This window comes from Rouxiella sp. WC2420, from assembly GCF_041200025.1.
Taxonomy (GTDB): Bacteria; Pseudomonadota; Gammaproteobacteria; order Enterobacterales; family Enterobacteriaceae; genus Rouxiella.
In genome coordinates this window covers 2,692,985-2,710,234 of the sequence record NZ_CP165628.1, presented here as the reverse complement: position 1 = coordinate 2,710,234, position 17,250 = coordinate 2,692,985, and the positions used below count along the sequence as shown (strand labels likewise).

At 49.0% G+C, this 17,250-nt stretch carries 13 protein-coding genes; 7 read left to right on the top strand and 6 right to left on the bottom strand.

The window, feature by feature from the left end; genetic code table 11:
* Nucleotides 1–25: 25 nt before the first annotated feature.
* The 5 genes from AB3G37_RS12310 to AB3G37_RS12290 form a co-directional block, all read right to left on the bottom strand.
* Nucleotides 26–1,414: an efflux transporter outer membrane subunit gene (locus AB3G37_RS12310; RefSeq protein WP_369787929.1), complete on the bottom strand. Its 1,389-nt coding sequence runs from the start codon at nucleotides 1,412–1,414 to the stop codon at nucleotides 26–28.
* 3 nt (nucleotides 1,415–1,417) lie between these two features.
* Entirely contained in the window at nucleotides 1,418–4,537 is a 3,120-nt protein-coding gene (locus AB3G37_RS12305) for an efflux RND transporter permease subunit (protein WP_369787928.1), read from the bottom strand.
* Complete coding sequence (locus tag AB3G37_RS12300) at nucleotides 4,537–5,700, bottom strand: efflux RND transporter periplasmic adaptor subunit (RefSeq protein WP_369787927.1); 1,164 nt, start codon at nucleotides 5,698–5,700, stop codon at nucleotides 4,537–4,539. The genes AB3G37_RS12305 and AB3G37_RS12300 overlap by 1 nt, the downstream gene beginning before the upstream one ends.
* A gap of 155 nt (nucleotides 5,701–5,855) precedes the next feature.
* Nucleotides 5,856–6,368, bottom strand: coding sequence for a PadR family transcriptional regulator (locus AB3G37_RS12295; RefSeq protein WP_369787926.1), 513 nt, complete (start codon nucleotides 6,366–6,368; stop codon nucleotides 5,856–5,858).
* A gap of 787 nt (nucleotides 6,369–7,155) precedes the next feature.
* On the bottom strand, nucleotides 7,156–9,360 hold the full coding sequence (locus AB3G37_RS12290; RefSeq protein WP_369787925.1) for a hypothetical protein: 2,205 nt from the start codon (nucleotides 9,358–9,360) through the stop codon (nucleotides 7,156–7,158).
* 245 nt (nucleotides 9,361–9,605) lie between these two features.
* Here AB3G37_RS12290 and AB3G37_RS12285 point away from each other — a divergent pair, with 245 nt between their 5' ends.
* The 5 genes from AB3G37_RS12285 to AB3G37_RS12265 are packed head-to-tail and all read left to right on the top strand — an operon-like array spanning nucleotide 9,606 to nucleotide 14,764.
* Nucleotides 9,606–10,709, top strand: a complete 1,104-nt coding sequence (locus AB3G37_RS12285; protein ID WP_369787924.1) for an ABC transporter ATP-binding protein — start codon at nucleotides 9,606–9,608, stop codon at nucleotides 10,707–10,709.
* A gap of 48 nt (nucleotides 10,710–10,757) precedes the next feature.
* Nucleotides 10,758–12,038 carry an ABC transporter substrate-binding protein gene (locus AB3G37_RS12280; protein ID WP_369787923.1) on the top strand — a complete coding sequence of 427 codons (1,281 nt, stop codon included), beginning with the start codon at nucleotides 10,758–10,760 and terminating at the stop codon, nucleotides 12,036–12,038.
* A gap of 12 nt (nucleotides 12,039–12,050) precedes the next feature.
* Nucleotides 12,051–12,962 (top strand): carbohydrate ABC transporter permease, encoded by a 912-nt coding sequence (locus tag AB3G37_RS12275; RefSeq protein ID WP_369787922.1) that lies wholly within the window; start codon nucleotides 12,051–12,053, stop codon nucleotides 12,960–12,962.
* A gap of 8 nt (nucleotides 12,963–12,970) precedes the next feature.
* Entirely contained in the window at nucleotides 12,971–13,801 is an 831-nt protein-coding gene (locus AB3G37_RS12270) for a carbohydrate ABC transporter permease (protein ID WP_369787921.1), read from the top strand.
* Between the two features lie 12 nt (nucleotides 13,802–13,813).
* A complete protein-coding gene (locus AB3G37_RS12265; protein WP_369787920.1) occupies nucleotides 13,814–14,764 on the top strand; it encodes a metallophosphoesterase in 951 nt (316 codons plus the stop codon).
* Here the strand turns inward: AB3G37_RS12265 and AB3G37_RS12260 are convergent.
* Nucleotides 14,698–15,462 carry a 2-phosphosulfolactate phosphatase gene (locus tag AB3G37_RS12260; RefSeq protein WP_369787919.1) on the bottom strand — a complete coding sequence of 255 codons (765 nt, stop codon included), beginning with the start codon at nucleotides 15,460–15,462 and terminating at the stop codon, nucleotides 14,698–14,700. The two genes, AB3G37_RS12265 and AB3G37_RS12260, sit on opposite strands and share 67 nt — an antisense overlap.
* A 402-nt stretch (nucleotides 15,463–15,864) precedes the next feature.
* Between AB3G37_RS12260 and AB3G37_RS12255 the strand changes: the two genes are divergently transcribed.
* Entirely contained in the window at nucleotides 15,865–16,149 is a 285-nt protein-coding gene (locus tag AB3G37_RS12255) for a hypothetical protein (protein ID WP_009636116.1), read from the top strand.
* 239 nt (nucleotides 16,150–16,388) lie between these two features.
* The gene (locus AB3G37_RS12250) at nucleotides 16,389–17,159 is read left to right on the top strand and encodes a glycosyltransferase family 25 protein (protein ID WP_369790951.1); all 771 of its coding nucleotides are present in this window, start codon (nucleotides 16,389–16,391) and stop codon (nucleotides 17,157–17,159) included.
* The last annotated feature ends 91 nt before the right edge of the window (nucleotides 17,160–17,250 follow it).

Sequence of the window (17,250 nt, the reverse complement as noted above, 5' to 3'; positions counted from 1 at the left end):
TTTTGTGCCGAATTAAACGGAAAAGTTATTTCAACCCGCCGCCCAATGATTCCCACAGTGTTATACGGTTTTCAAAATCGATTTGTTGCAGGGCAACCAGATCCAGCTGGGTAGACCACAGCGTGCGTTGATCCGTGAGTACAGTCAGGTAATCACCGGTTCCCACCTGATAGCTGCGATTAGCGAGATTGAAACTACGCTGAGCTGCGGCGACAGCCTGCACCTGTGCATCCATTTGTTCATCCAGCGTATTTCGGCGCGCCAACGCGTTGGCCACGTCCTCGAAGGCGCTTTGAATCGCTTTCTCATAGGCTGCAATCAGGCCTTTTTTCTCTGCCTGCGCGTAGTGCAACTGGGCCAGATTACTGCCGCCGGTAAATAATGGCAGAGTAATACTTGGCGCGAAGGACCAGATATTGCTGCCGTGGCTAAACAAATTCGACAGGGAGCTGCTACCCACCCCGGCGCTGGCGGTCAGCGAAATCGTCGGGAAGAAATTGGCGCGAGCGGCGCCGATATCGGCATTTTCACTCTTAAGGTTATGTTCTGCTTCGATAACATCAGGGCGACGAAGTAAAACATCAGAGGAAACGCCGGCCGGAACGATGGCGATTGCCTGTGGCGACAGGCTTTCAATCGTGCCCGGCAGCAGGCTTTGCGGTACGGTTTCACCGACCAACAGATTAAGCGCGTTAGTGTCCTGCGCGACCAGTGTCTGATAGCTGGCCACGCTGGCGCGCGCCTGCTGATAAGTCGTCATCGCCGAGCTGACGTCGCCCGCCGCCGCCGTGCCTTCCTTCAACTGAAGCTGGTTGATACGTAAGGTATCGGCGGCGCTGGCCATGGTTTGCTGACCGAGTAACAAGTTACTTTTATCGGCTGCCAGAGTTATCCATGCCGTCGTGGTTTCTGAAACCAGAGTAATTCGGGTGTTTTGCGCCGTCGCCTCACTTGCCAACCAGGTTTCCCTGGCCGCGCGAGCCAAACTACGGTTACGGCCAAACAGGTCGATTTCAAAGCTGCTGACCGAGCCTTCCGCCTCAGAAGAGCCGCTTACCTCACCAGAAGAGCTGCGGCTTCGGGACTGATTCAAGTCAGCATCGACAGTTGGAAACAGCGACGAGCGTTCTTCGCCGTACAGCGCGCGAGCCGCTTCGATATCGGCAATCGATTCCTGCAAATCGCGGTTGCTGACCAGTGCCCGCTCGACCACTTTGTTTAATCGTTTGTCGGCCAGCACATGCTGCCAGTCAGTTAACACCGCGTCAGCCGCGGCATTTTTCCCCTGGTCCGGCCAGGTTTTGGGTACTGGTGCAGTTGGTCGCTGGTAATGCGGGTCCAGTGAGATACAGCCTGCCAACATCATTGACAGGGCGATGATACTCAGGCGACATAAGTTTTTATGTTGCAGCATCGTTTATTCCTCATTCACATTACGGCGAGTGAAGAAATGTTTCACCAGCACAAAGAAAAGTGGCACAAAGAAGATAGCCAACAGAGTGGCTGTGACTGTCCCGCCGATAATGCCGGTACCAATGGCGATACGGCTGTTCGCACCCGCGCCGGTGGCCAATGCCAGTGGCATAACCCCGGCAATAAACGCAATTGAAGTCATGAGAATCGGGCGTAGGCGAGTCTTGGCGGCTGAAATGGCTGCGGCAGACAAGGTCATGCCGTTCTTGACCGCAGCTTCGGCAAACTCAACGATCAGAATGGCGTTTTTCGACGACAGCCCGATAGTGGTCAACAGCGCCACCTGGAAGTAAATGTCGTTATTTAACCCGCGCAGCGAAGCCGCGATAGAAGCACCCAGCACGCCCAGCGGGATAACCATAATCACCGAGAACGGTACTGACCAACTCTCATACAGCGCTGCCAGACAAAGGAATACCACCAGAATCGAAATCGCATACAGTGTGCCGGTTTGGCCGCTGGCTAGCTGCTCTTGCAGGGAGAGACCACTCCAGCCGAAAGTGGAACCCGGCGGCAGTTTGGCGGCAAGCTCTGCCATCTTGTCCATCGCTGCGCCCGAGCTGTAGCCGTCAGTGTTTTCACCGTCAATCTCAAATGACGTCACCCCGTTATAGCGTGCCAGAGACTGTGGACCATAAATCCAATGGGTGGTTGCAAAGGCCGAGAACGGAGTCATTACGCTGTCGCCACTGCTGTTGGTGCCACGGACAAACCACTGATTTAAGTCGCTCGGCTGCGAACGAAATTGGCTATCGCCTTGAATATAAACCTCTTTGACACGACCTCGATCGATAAAGTCATCGACATATTTCCCGCCCCAGGCGTCGCTTAGGGTTGAGGTCACATCGCTGAGATCCAGACCCAGCGCCACGGCCTTGTTATTATCGATATCCACTTTAAGCTGTGGCATTTCAGGCAGATCGGCCGCACGAACCGACTGTAACTCGGGGCTTTTGTTGGCTTCTACTATTAATTGATTACGTAATTTCAGCAGTTGGTCATGGGTGGTTCCGCCGACCGACATCAGCTCGAAGGTAAAGCCGTTGCTTTGACCCATCCCCGACACCGCAGGCGGAGTCATGGCGATGACTTTGGCATCGGTGATTTTCGACAGCGCTTTGTTGGCGCGTTCGACGATAGCCTGCGCAGTATTGGCTGCGCCGGGGCGTTTATCCCAATTTTTTAGTGCCACAAAGGCCATGCCGACGTTGCCGCCGTTACCGTTAAAGTTGAAGCCGGTTATGGAGAACACAACGTCGGTATTGGCTTTCTCCTGCTTAAGGAAGTAGTTAGTGACCTCGGTATTAACCTGATCGGTGCGGTTCACCGTTGCGCCGGCGGGCAGGGTAAACTGCACCATGACCTGTCCCTGATCTTCGTTAGGCAAGAAACTGGTCGGCAGGTGCATCATCAGGAACCCCATGCCAGCGGCCAGCAGCGCGTAGCCAATCATCATTAGCGCAGGGCGGCGCAGGCCTTTCAGCACGCCGTGTTTGTAGCGATGCTCAGTGCGGGAGTAAATGCGGTTAAAACCGCCGAAAAATCCTTTGGTATGGGGCTTGCTGTGGCGAAGTATGGTGCCGCAAAGGGCCGGGGTCAGGGTTAGCGCGACGACCACCGACAGCGCCATCGCAGAAATCAGTGTCACTGAAAACTGGCGATAAATCACTCCGGTAGAGCCGCCGAAGAAGGCCATCGGCAGGAACACGGCTGAGAGCACCACCGCAATCGCCACCAATGCGCCGGAAATTTCGCCCATCGATTTTTCGGTAGCCGCGCGGGGTTTTAGCCCTTCCTCGGTCATTATTCGCTCAACGTTTTCGACTACCACTATGGCATCATCGACTAACAGGCCGATGGCGAGCACCATGGCAAAAAGCGTCAAGGTATTGATGGTGTAGCCCAGCGCCGACAGCACGCCAAAGGTGCCCAGCAGTACCACGGGAACCGCCAGCGCGGGGATAAGCGTCGCGCGGACGTTTTGCAGGAACAAATACATCACCGCAATGACCAGCACTATTGCAATCAGCAGTGTTTCAACCACGTCCTGAATCGAAAGCTTGATAAACTCGGTAGTGTCTTTCGGGTAGGCAACTTCATAGCCCGCAGGCATGCTGCTACGATACTTTTCAATGGTGGCTTTCACTGCGTTGGCTGTGTCCAGCGCGTTGGAGCCGGCCGCCAGCTGGACCGCCAGACCCGCCGCCGGATGGCCGTTGAGGCGAGAGGTGGTCAGGTAATCCTGACTGCCCATTTCTACGCGGGCAACATCGCCGATTCGCACCACCGATCCATCGGCTTCACTTTTGACAATAATATTGCGGAATTCTTCCGGCGTTTGCAGACGCGATTCAGCCTGTACAGTCGCGGTTATCTGTTGGGTCGAGGAGGTCGGAGACGAGCCAATACTGCCCGCTGACAGCTGTATGTTCTGCGCGGTGATCGCCGTTTCGACGTCCGAAGGCATCAGATTATAGGCCGCCAGTTTGGTCGGATTAAGCCAGATACGCATGGCATACTGATTACCAAACACATTCAGGCTACCGACTCCTGAAACGCGAGCCAGCGGATCCTGCATGTTGCTGACTAACCAGTCGGCGATATCCCGGCTGCTGGCTTTGTTGGTTTTGTCATACAGCGTGGCGATCATCAGGAAGTCAGACTGCGATTTAGTCACAGTCAGACCCGCCTGTTGCACCTCGGTGGGCAGTCGAGACTCAGCCTGCTGAAGCTTGTCCTGCACCTGAACCTGCGCAGTATCGGGATTGGTACCCAGTTTGAAGCTGACGGTAATCTGCACCGTACCGGCCGAGCTGCTGGTTGAGGTGAAATACAGCAGGTTATCGAGCCCGGTTAGCTGTTGCTCAATGACCTGAGTAACGCTGTTTTCAATGGTCTGGGCCGAGGCTCCAGTATAGGTAGCCTTGATTCGCACCGAAGGCGGAGCAACTTCGGGATACTGCGCTACGGCCATGGATTTAATGGCAATGATACCGGCCATCATTATCAGCAATGCGATAACCCAGGCAAAGACCGGGCGTCTTACGAAGAAGCGAGAGAACATCAAGACGCTCCTTGAGTGGTGCTGGTTGAATCTGCAGAAGAAGCAGCAGGCGGGGCGGTGTCAAGGTCAGTTTCAACCGGTTTAACCGTCTCGCCCGCGTTCACTTTACTGGTGCCTTCGACAATAACGCGGTCACCGGATTGCAGGCCGCTGTTAATCAGGTAATTCTGGCCGGAAGTGCTGCCAGTGATGACATTGCGCACCACGACTTTATTATTTGCATCGACCACCATGGCTGTCGCATTGCCTTTCGGATCGCGAACAATCGCCTGTTGCGGGGCCAAAATAGCATTCTCGATTACGCCTTCATCGACGCTGGCATGCACAAACATGCCCGGCAAGAGAATGTGTTGCGGGTTGGGAAACACGGCGCGCAGAGTAACAGAGCCGGTAGCTTCATCCACCGAGACTTCGGTGAGTTCAAGTTTGCCCTTAACGGGATACACCGAGCCGTCTTCCAGCGTCATGGTGACGTCGAGCGTATTACTGTTTTTCGCCAGCGCGCGTTTGCGCAGCTCAAGCAGGTCGACGCTGGAGCGAGTAAGGTCGACATACATGCTGTCTAATGCAGTAATCGTGGTGAGGGCGGTAGTTTGGTCGGCGGTGACCAGCGCACCCGGCGTAACGGTCGAGATACCGATGCGCCCGGAGATAGGTGCAGTCACGCGGGTCCAGCCGAGGTTGATTTTAGCCGACTCAAGCGCGGCGGCTTTTTCTGCCACGCTGGCTTTATCTTCACCGCAGGTGGCGGTGGCGTCTTCCGCGTCTTGCTGTGAGATACCTTGTTCTTTCACTAGAATCGAATATCTCCGCGCTTTCTGACAATCGGCAATCACCAGCGCTTTAGCACTTTGCAACGTCGCTGCAGCCTGATCGTATGTCGCCTTATAGCTCGAAGGATCAATCTGATACAGCGCCTGACCTGCTTTAACATCATCGCCTTCGGTGAACAGGCGGCGCTGGATAATTCCCCCCACCTGTGGCAGCACGCTTGAGGTCAATGTTGCCGTGGTTCGCCCCGTCAGGTCACTGGAATACGTAAAGGGTTGCGCTTTTAATGTGACGACACCGACCTGCGGCGGTACGGCTTTTTCCTTGGTGGTGGTGTCATGACAACCGGTTAATCCGATAATTGTCAAAATAGTTAAAATGCGTAATTGCATAACGGGAGTCCAAATTAATAGTGAGGTGAGATTCGGCGCACAGAGATTCCTGAGACAACGTATTATCCCGCACGAGTTTATATTCAGAAGTGTGTGCCTGCTTACATTAACAAGTCTAAACAAATCTGATTTTAAAAAATTACGAAAATTTAATACTAAATAGTGTTAATTTTTACTGTCGCTTCATGAATAGCCTGAGCTATTTTATCTGTTTCTTCTCGAGTGATGTTTTCATTACGCATTTTGCTGCGTACACTTATTTTAAGGTTTTCGATGGCATAGTGTATTTCCAGGTTTTTAACAGGGTGTTTCTCTAATACCAAGGCTTTGAGTTTTACCAATACCCGTTCAACGGCCTGTTCATTTTCATCAAGGTAATCAATGCCTGTGGCCGTAATCAAGAATTTTTTCCTTGCGCCTTCAGCAACCTGTGTCTTGGCGTAACCTAATTCTTCAAGGTGTGTCAAATTAGGATAAATAACCCCTGAACTAGGACTGTATACCCCCATCGAATAATTCTCTATCGACTTGATAATTTCATAACCATGTGTTGGGTTAATCCTTACAAGATAAAGGATTAAGATTAATAATTCGTCGTTCTTGAATGTCTTACCTCGACGGTTGGTTATTTTTTGGGGCGACGCGATAATAGCGCGGGCTTGTTTCATTAAAACAGTCTCGTCAATAAAGTGTCTTTAGAAAGTGACCTATAGGTTGTTTTTTTTATATTGATATCCGAATGCTCATTTCCTGAATCACTGCTGAACCGCCACGATAATAATCATCATTCGAAGATATATCCGGCCTGTGATTGGGTCAAGATATATCTTACCTGCTATTTTTGGTTTATATGATTGTTATTTAAGGATATTTTAAATTGTGAAGTTACTGTGAGGCCTGATTTTAGGGCTATCAGTTGATTGTCTGTTCAGTGATTATCTTATTGTATTTTATGAATTTATTGGTAGGTGAGTGGTTTGGCGATTTTCTTTGGAAGAGAGCATTAAATGATAATTGTAAAAAAATCGAAAATTTTCTGTTATTAATGACACAAGACTAACGTCAAAAGTTATTTTTAGTGAATTATGTGACGATTGCTGCAGTTAAAATACAGAGTAGTTATTTTATTTTTGTTAAAAAATCAGTCTTAACACGATCAGACTCTTAACACGACAGGCCTAAAGTGGCGCTGCAGACGCTGCGTCAGAAAGATCCACACCCAGGCGTCACTGCTTTAAAAGACATAAACTCCTTACTGGTTAAATGTAACAACCATCAATGAGGCAGACGATTTGTTACCGATGCTAGTCACTCGAAAGGGCAACTTGACCAGCCGCGGCGGATTATTGAGCCTGCAATTACCCTTAATCAGTTTCAAATACCAATGCAAAACGGCATTGATGCTCTTATGCGCTGATGAACTAAAAGCTCAAGCTGCCAGCAGATTCAAAAAACTTAAAGCGGATAAAGCGTTTTCATTAAGCGTGGAAGATCCTCACTGTCGATAATTGGATGACGGTAGGTTGCCATAATCCCAGAGAGCATTGCGCTGCAGGAAAACGTGTTTGGGTTTTTGGGAATCAGTCTTTCTCGCCAGTTTTTCATCTCGCCAGCGCTGACCAGTTCCGGCCAATAATTTATTGAATCTTGTAAAAAGGCATCAGCCAGCAGGCGTAGCGGCATCGGGGAGTCTGTTTCGGTCCCGCAAAAAGCCGACGAGGAAAAAGCAATCAAGACGCGTGCCAGCAACAGAGAAATTATGGCTTTTTTCTGGCTATCGTTAAGCGTGCTTTGGGCAAAGCATGGCTGCATGTCTTCAAAACACTGGTCTATCAGGGGCTGTCGTTTTTCAACCGCGTGCTCACCCTCGTAGTAGTCAGCCAGTGCGCTGTGCAGCAGAATGGCCTCAGAGGCACCTGTTAAGTTCATTTTTTTGGCTGATCTTTTTAATAGCAAAGATGCCAGGTGTTGCTTTATCTCATTAAGTCTTATTAGCTCCTGGCTACTGCAACGACTATTTCCGGCCAGTAAAGCACTGAACGTCGGTGTAAAAAAATTTCCGCTGGCGGACCACAATTGCTGTAATCCCTCCGAACATGACAGCGCCATGCTCAAAGCCTGCTGACTGGCCGGAAGGTTAACAATATTTCCCTCACCAAGATATTGAAACAGCGAATATTGTGTCGGTGCCTGCAACTCATTAATTAATCTATTAAATTCAAACTTGGGGATCGCTATTGCCCGGCAAGTTTGTGGATCATAAAATACGTGCTGAGAGTCGAAATTTTCGCTCTCAGTCATCAGAATATCTTCATTTAAGAATTTGAGTAGCTCTGGCAGCGGGGCGAGTTGATTCCAGGCTTGCGCCATCTCAGGGTAAGAGTCGAATAATTGGTTAGCCAGAAACTGGTAGCTAAAAATGTCCTGTCTTGGCAATTGACTGCAATTTGGTGTGCGCGTTCTGTTAATTAAGGAGTTAACTAACTTCTGGCAAATCTCTTTTTCTTGGAGAAGACTGCCGGGTATCACCTTGAACTTAAATTTTTCAACCCGCAACTCCCAAACAAAAATGCTGATGGGTAGCGAGTTTTTAAAGCAATCAATACTAAGTTCATAAATGAGAGATTCGCAAATAGAAGATTGCTGCAGGCTATTTTTTAGCAGATCCAGCCGGCTAAATTTTTCGACCAGTTGCTCGGCCCAGTCAACTTTAACACGCCTATTTACAATGGTTCCCAGCGTATTAAAAAAATAGGCTCCGGTGGTTGAGTTATTTATCGAGTTGAGATTGAGATCAATCTGTTCTGAAGAGGAAAACATTTCATCGCTCAGGGTAATCTGCCGGGGTTGATAATCACCAAATGTCACTCCCTTGAAGTTTACTTCCTTGCACAGAGTGAGATTGGTTATCTGTGCGCCTTTGAAACTGACATCACTTTCGAGAGATACGTTTTTGAAAGTCAGCCCGCTGGCCGAGATATTCTTAAAATTGGCTTCCCGAATATAGTAGGGGAAACCACTCCCCGCCATGCTGCCGGTAAAAGTCACATTGTCGAAGCGTGAATGGCTGAAATCGACATTGCTGGTGATGACAACTGATTTAAGAGTGAAAATCAGATTGTTAAGTATGCAGTGTTTCATCTTTATGCCAGAAAGACACGGCGAAATGAGTGAAGATATATCACCCTCAACGTTATCTTTGTACAAACCCTCGATGGTGCAGCCACTCATACAAATATTACCCAGTTGTGGATCATCCCAATTAAATGGGTGGTCGCGGGCGGTAAATAAACAGTTTCTCATTTGTGAACCCTTTGGTGCCTTCCATTTGTAAAAACTAGGATCAATAAAAGTGTCGCCATTGCACTTGAAGGGTTTTTTAATCTGAAGGCTGGGTTCCGTGGCATTTTCAAATTTGATACCGCTGTAAATTCGCGGCTGCGGGGAGTATTTCTTCGGTTTATAAAGATATTTATGGAATTCACTATTACCGATCTCCAGCTTTGTTTCGGTGGTTGATGGCACCAAACTGGTGGGCCGGCGAAAAATGTTCCTTATGCCAGTTATTACCCGGCTGAAGGGATTGCAGCCAGTGCGGCAAGGATTCTGAATAATAATGGCAGTGTTTGGGAGAGTGAGTTCTAGCGGTAAAATACTCATGTTTTTTTGCCCGTTTAAAACAATACATAGATAGATTTTATGAATTTTCCTTTCGGCGAGTTTAGCTCTGGATGATGTATTGCCATAACCCCTGCAATGCTCATTGACACTGCAAAGTGTCCTAATTGACTCCAACTGTGAGCAAAATCCCCTTTAATCGCGCAAGCGTCATTTCGTCGTCATAAAAAAGTCATCCAACCTCGATAGCTTATTGCCATTATTCATTTCACTAACGTGCGACGCCGATGAGCTTTTTATCACTTCATAATATTGGCAAGAGATGGGGCACTAAAACTGCGCTTAACGACATCAGTTTTGAGGTGCAGGAGGGCGAGTTTGTTGCTCTGCTGGGTCCTTCAGGCTGTGGAAAGTCCACCATGCTCAGAACCATTGCCGGACTTGAGTCGGCTGATAGCGGTTCGATTCATCTTCAGCAACGTGACGTGACTCTGTTGAGTCCGTCACAGCGAAAACTGTCAATGGTATTCCAGTCTTATGCACTTTTTCCTCATCTCAACGTGCGCGAAAACCTGCTGTTTGGGTTAAAAGCGCGAGGAGAAAACAAACAGCTTTTTGCCAGTCGGCTTGAAGAAGTGGCAAAGCTGATGGAGCTGGAAACGCTGCTCGACAGACTGCCCTCACAGCTTTCCGGTGGACAGCAGCAGCGTGTGGCCTTGGGGCGGGCGGTGATTGCCAACAACAAGCTGTGTTTAATGGACGAACCCCTTTCTAACCTTGATGCCAAGCTGCGGCAAAGTATGCGTCGCGAAATTCGCGCGCTGCAAAAGAAACTGGGTCTGACCATGATTTACGTCACTCACGATCAAACCGAAGCCATGAGCATGGCCGACAAAATCATTCTGTTAAATGACGGCAGGATTGAACAGCAAGATACCCCGGACAATCTTTATAACAATCCACAAACCGTATTTGCTGCGCAGTTTATTGGCGCGCCGCCAATGAATATTTTGCCGCTGGAACGTCGTGGTGTAGGCCATTATTTGAGTGATTTGGGCACGCCGTTAGTGCAGAACTATTTGGCTTCCACGCTGAGTCTTGGCCTGCGCGCCGAGGATATTCAACTCTGCGCGCCCGAAAATGCCGAGCTTAAAGCTGAAGTGAAAAGTTACGAATATATGGGCTCAGATACGCTGGTGGTGTGCCAAATCGCGCAAAGTCAGCAGAGCTTAACGGTCAAGATTGCCGGAATGCGCCATTTGAGCGAAGGCTGCGTGGTTGGGTTGTATTGGCCGACATCAGCGCAATATTTTTTCTCTACCGCCAATGGCAAGCGCTGCATTCACGTCGAAGAAAACGTGTTGGTGCTAAAAGAAAAACAAGCAGTTTAATTTATAAATTTTTTACTTCACACCATGTCAATGACTCAAGGGAATAACATGTCTGTTGCGATGCGCTTGACCCGTTTGACCACTGCCGTTCTGCTGATTTCGGCGACTTCCGCCTATGCGGCTGACCCGGTAAAATTGCAGATGTACTATCCGATCGCCGTGGGCGGCAAAATTACTCATACCGTTGATGGACTGGTTGCTGATTTTGAAAAAATCCATCCCGAAATCAGTATCCAACCGGTTTATACCGGCGACTATGCCACCACGGTAACCAAAGCACTGACAGCGTTTCGCGGTGGCAACGCGCCGCAAATTGCGGTGATCGGCGATATTGAGGCGTATTCTCTGATTGATGCTGGCGCTATTGTTCCAGTCAGTGATTTGGCCAGCGATGAAGCAGGAAAAGCCTGGATCGACGGATTCTATCCCGCCTTTATTCGGCATATTGCAGGCAAAGTCTGGAGCATTCCTTTCCAGAGATCGACAGTCGTGATGTACTGGAACAAACAGGCGTTCGAAAAGGCCGGGCTGAACGCCGGACAGGCACCAAAAAACTGGCAGGAAGTGGAAGATTTTGGCAAAAAGCTGGTGATTAAAGACGGTAACGAAGTCAAGCAGTGGGGCATTGAAATCCCTTCTACGCCAATTGGTTACTGGACCTTTCAAGGTGTTGCAGCCACTAACGGCGGCCATTTGGATAACGGTAAAGGTACCGCGGTGACTTTCAACACGCCGTCAAACGTTGAAGCCCTGCAATGGATGACCGATCTGTCCCAAAAATACGGCGTGTCGCCAAAAGGAGCGATCGCCTGGAGCACCACGCCACAAGACTTTATCGACGGCAAAACGGCGATGATTGTGACAACTACCGGCAACCTGACCACTATTCACGACAACGCGAAATTCCCGTTCGGTGTTGCCATGTTGCCGGAGAAAACCCAGCGTGGCAGCCCGACCGGCGGTGGCAATTTGTATGTGTTTAAAAACTCCACTGCGGAACAGCAAAAAGCCGCGATGGAGTTTATCCGTTGGTTGTCCGCGCCTGAACAGGCCGCTCGCTGGAGTATTGCCACCGGCTATGTAGCAACCTCGCCTGCGGCGTGGGAAACGGCAAATATGAAAAGTTATTCTTCCAAGGTTCCACAGGCACTGGTGGCTCGCGAGCAGCTGAAATATTCGCAGCCAGAAATCTCGACCTATAACAGCGTGCAGATTCAGGAGTTGCTGAATCGCGCGGTTGAAGCCGCTGTCACGCAAACGAAAACGCCTGAGCAGGCATTGGCAACGGCGCAGAGTCAGGCCGATCGTCTGTTGAAACCTTATCAGTAACGAGGTCTGTTAATGAGCACGTTACACACCGTGGTGCCCAAAGCGCGTAATAACCGCCTGTCGCTTCAGGTTTATGGTTATTTGCTGGTATTACCCGCGCTGGTGTTTTTAATTGCCTTTACTCATTATCCAGCACTGGCCACGGTGTGGGAAAGCTTGTTCAGCGCAGCACGTAACGGCCATCCAGCCCATTTTGTAGGGCTGGATAACTATCGTTCATTGCTCGATGACGACACCTTTATTTTATCGTTACGCAATAATCTGCTTTATGCTGTCATTACCATTCCGCTGGCCGTTGGATTGGCGTTATTGATGGCACTGGCGGTGAATCGACGCCTGCGCGGTAACGCGCTGACGCGAGCCGCTTTTTTCATCCCGTCGTTGCTTCCCATGGTGGCGATTGCCAATCTTTGGCTGTTTTTTTATACCCCGCAGTTAGGACTGCTTAACCAGCTTTTATCACTGTTTTCACTTCCGGCCGTTAACTGGCTGGGCGAACCGCAAACCGCGTTGTATAGCCTGATGGCCGTCTCGGTCTGGCGCGAGGCCGGGTTCTTTATGATTTTTTATCTGGCCGCGTTACAGCAGATTGACCCACGGTTGGCGGAAGCCGCCGAAATAGAAGGAGCGTCGCGACGGTATTTCTTTCGCAGGATCCAGTGGCCGCTGCTGATGCCAACCACGCTGTTTATTTTAATCAATGCCTCAATGAACGCTTTTCGCATCGTCGATCAGGTGATTGCCATGACCAATGGTGGTCCGGATAACAGCACCAGCCTGTTGCTGTTTTACATTTATCGGACCGCGTTCAGCTATTGGGATCTGCCCTATGCCTCGGCGATGACGGTCGTGCTGTTAGTGATTCTGGCGACTATCGCGTTAATTAAATTCAATTTGCTGGACAAGAGAGCGCATTATCAATGAGCCTGACGATGACTATTGCCCCGCATCGCGCTTTTTCCCTTGGCCGAATATTGCTGAATTTGAGCATTTGGCTGGCCGCGCTGCTGTGGTTTTTGCCGATTTTGGTTTCACTGTGGGTCGCTATTCATCCCGCCTCGGAACAGGGCAGTTTTTCGCTGTTTGCGCCTGTAACTTTTGAAAATTTCATTCACGCCTGGCAGGCAGCGCCTTTTGGTCGTTATTTTCTCAACACCACGCTACTGGTACTAATGATTGTAGTCTGCCAACTAATTCTGGCTACGCTCGCGGCCTATGCCTTGGTGCGCTTCAAGCTTAAAGGTGCCGGAATCATCTTCTCGTTGATTCTGCTGCAACTGATGATTAGCCCGGATGTGTTAATCCTTAATAATTATCAAACTATTGGTGCGCTAGGGCTGCGCGACAGTTTATTGGGCATCGGATTGCCGTATTTTGCCTCGGCGTTTGCCATTTTCCTGTTACGTCAGACGTTTAAGAGCATCCCACTGGTGTTGGAAGAAGCGGCAATTGTTGAAGGAGCCAGTCGGTTTTATATCTTGAGACGGATTTATATCCCATTGGCGAAACCGATTTATGTCGCTTTTGCGCTGGTTTCAATCAGCTTTCACTGGAACGATTTTCTCTGGCCGCTGGTCATTACCGACTCGGTAAAGGTGAGACCTTTGACCGTTGGGCTACAGCTGTTTTCCGCACCGGAGCAGGGCGTGCAGTGGGCGCTAATCGGTGCCGCTACTATCATGACATCCTTGCCGCTGTTGGTACTTTTCCTGGTATTCCAACGTCAGTTCGTGCAGTCGTTTATGCGCGCCGGCATCCGTTAAGTAGGAGTAAAAATGACTATTCACCTAACCGCTGAACAAAGTGAGGCGCTGGGCAACGTCAGCGCCATCTACCAGATTCCCAAGCTCGCCGAAACGCCGCACTCCAGCACGACACTGCGCTTTGGGCTGATTGCCGACCCGCAGTATGCCGACGCAGAACCCAGCGCAACGCATCCGCGGTTTTATCGCAACAGCCTGTGCAAGCTGTCCAAGGCGATTACTGAACTCAACGATCATCGGTTGGAATTTGTGGTGACGCTGGGGGATTTGGTCGATCGCGACTGGGCAAGTTTTGATGCCATACTGCCGGTGTACGACGCGCTGCGCCACCCACACGCGGTGGTGATTGGCAATCATGATGCGCAGGTGCTGACTGAACATCTCTCTTTGCAAACGCCTGCTATCGGTTTGCCAAAAAGTTATTATCAGTTTGCCCAGCCGGGCTATCGTTTTATTGTGATTGATGGCAACGATCTTAGCCTGTACTGCAATTCAGGTAACGGTGATGAGCATCAGCAGGCGCAGCAGACGCTGGCAAAGCTGATGGAGCAGCAACTGCCCAATGCGCAAAGCTGGAATGGGGCAGTCGGCAGCCAACAGCTGGTCTGGCTCGAGCAGGCGTTGCAACAGGCGCAGCAACAGCACGAAACGGTTTTGGTTTTTGGCCATTATCCGCTGGCTCCCGAGAACAAACACAACCTGTGGAATTGCGAGCAGTTGGTTGAGCTGTTGTGCCGCTATCAGGTGCGCGCCTATTTTGCCGGTCATGACCATGAAGGCAACTATGCCCGCATCGAAAATACCGATTTCATTACGCTTAAAGGGATGGTAGACGGCGCGGATAGGCTGCCTTTTGCCATGGTCGAGCTGAAAAACGGTGAGCTGACGATTAACGGCTATGGTCCTGAAATTAGTCGCGTTTTGCCGCTGGAAATGCCGGTAAAAGCATCGTCTATAAGCTGACAGGCTAATGGGCTGACGTCGTTTTCAAGGCAGAGTTCGACGTCAGCGGCAAAACCGCGTTCAATTAATTCCTGAGCCGAGGCGCATTCGCGAAGCTGATTGGCCGGAGTACCGCGATAAACCGCCGCGGCGGCCTGAGCTTCTGGTGACAGCGCCTTTTCTGCTGATAATGCCTGCAACTGTGCAGCCAATCCCCCAGCCGCGTAAAGATCCTCAAGCGCAGGGCGCAAAGTACCGTCGGCCCATTTCTCACCACAGGGGACAAGCAGAATGTTTGAAAACGCCTGACAGGCCTGCGCCGTTGCTTGCAAATTTCTCAACGAGGCGCAAAAAATCGAAGCATTGCCAGCTTTGGCTTTGAAGGTAATGGCCGAACCGTTGGGGGATGGCAGCACCAGCCGTTTACCTGCTTCAAGTTTTAATAAGCTATGAGGCGAAAGCGAGAAACCCTTGCCTGAGAAACGGCGGTCAAAATTCGCGGCCTCAGCCTGCTTTTCCCGCGCATATTCAATCGCCGAACTGTCTTTCCAAGGGTAAGGGAACAGCAGCGCGCCGCGATCGGCGGCAATACTCACACAGCTTGAAAATGACATCACGTCGATAATCACCACGCACGCCACGTCTGCAGCAAGGTTTTCTACAGCCGCCAGCCCCCATTCAAGACGAATGTCGTAAGCAGTTTGTGAAAAATAACTCATTTTTATTTTCTTGAATTTCTAATAGTCGGTTGCTGGATTTTTGATCCGCAGCGGGGCTATTACAAGTGTAAATCGCCGAGATGGTCAGAAAAATCTGTTGATTATCAAGAGTAGGCAGAATCTCACGCCATTGAGTAAAAAATAAACGTTAAAATTGTTTAACAAAACTTGCGTATGTAGCAGTTCAGTAGTACAAAATTAATACGTGATTCCTGTCACGTTTGTAGTGGTTGACCTCTCAGCAACTGTGATCTGTCCTATACTTTTAAACAGGGCATAAATTGGCGCTGCTTTCTGATTGAGCGCTTCGTTGCCCTGGATTGTTTGTTCTAAAAGATTTTTGCATCAGGTGAAAAAGGGCCGTAACGACATTCAATCAATTGCTAGGAGGAGGGAGAAATAATGTCTGAATATCATTATTTACTTCTGGGCGGAAGCCGCCATGGACAAAAACATGTCGATGAAAATCACCAATTTTCCCTGTTCTTCCGTGGCGATAACTCGGGTGAGTTAGCACAGGCAAGAGCAGAATTGTATGGCGCTCAGAACGAGCGTTACAAAGTCTGCCCGGAAAAATGTGCTGATGGACATTGGTATCTGATTGGTTACTGTGGTGCATGCCCTGAGATACCGATCGATGAGAAGACGAATTTGCTGATTGATAAAAACATCAAACCCATGATGTAAAATCATAGAATTAAGTAAATTTTAATAAGTAGTGCCAAACCTCGCAAATGCGGGGTTTGTTGTTTTATAGAAACGATTTTCTTTGATCTTTATTCTACTCTAGGTAATTAAAATACTCTTTGTTATTTCGGTATATGTAATAATGTCGTATAGAATAACTCCCTGTTTAATTAAAATAAACTATAACACTGTTTTGTATGGTGTTAATTTTCTGTTTTGATAGGGCGTAGATTATTTAAATTAAAATAGAGGTCGGTAAAATTAAAGTATTTATAATAAGCCTGTTCAATCAAAGTCAAAGACGTAAAGAAATTCTTGCTCAGTGTTATGAGTTAAAACTTGACGTAGAAATTTATGACGCCGTCGAAGGTGTTAATTTAACTGATGATTTTCTTGAAAAAGAGGTGGCTGGCTACCCAGCTTCCAAGATGACTTTGGGCGTCATCGGCTGTGCTCTTAGTCATCGACTGGTTTATGAGCGCATCATAGAAGAGGGGCTTGCCTGTGCATTAATTCTGGAAGACGATGCGCGTATTGATAGCGAGTTAATTAATACATTAAAGCAAATTGAATTAACCGTTGATGCTAATAAAAATAACGTTTACCTCTTAACAGCGCCCGAGTCTTATTATAAAGATAAAAAGATTGAATTAGGTTCAGGGGTGATATTCCATAAAATCAGTGATGCAAGTTCCACAATGGGCTACGTTGTGACGCAGCGCGCTGCCCGATCCTTAATCAATGCTAATACTCCTATCCGTTGGGAGGCTGATTTGTGGGTTTATTTCAATCGTCTTTACGGCATTGATACCTTCTGCCGAGTGCCACATATTGTGAAAGATGGCGACAGCGAAAGCCTGACATCGACGTTGCAACAGGATCGAAGTATCAACTCCCTGCAAAGAGGTATCTATCGCCATCAGCTACAGAAAAAGGCCCCTGGCTATCAGTTCAAAAGATTGCGCAGGATCCTGTGTAACAAGTTTAGTCAAAAGGTTATCTACCAATAAGCCGATTGGCGCGTTAACTTAGATTAAATTCAGCTAGATAACGCCGAGATGTCGGTTGCGACTATAAGATATACGATATATTCTTGGTGTC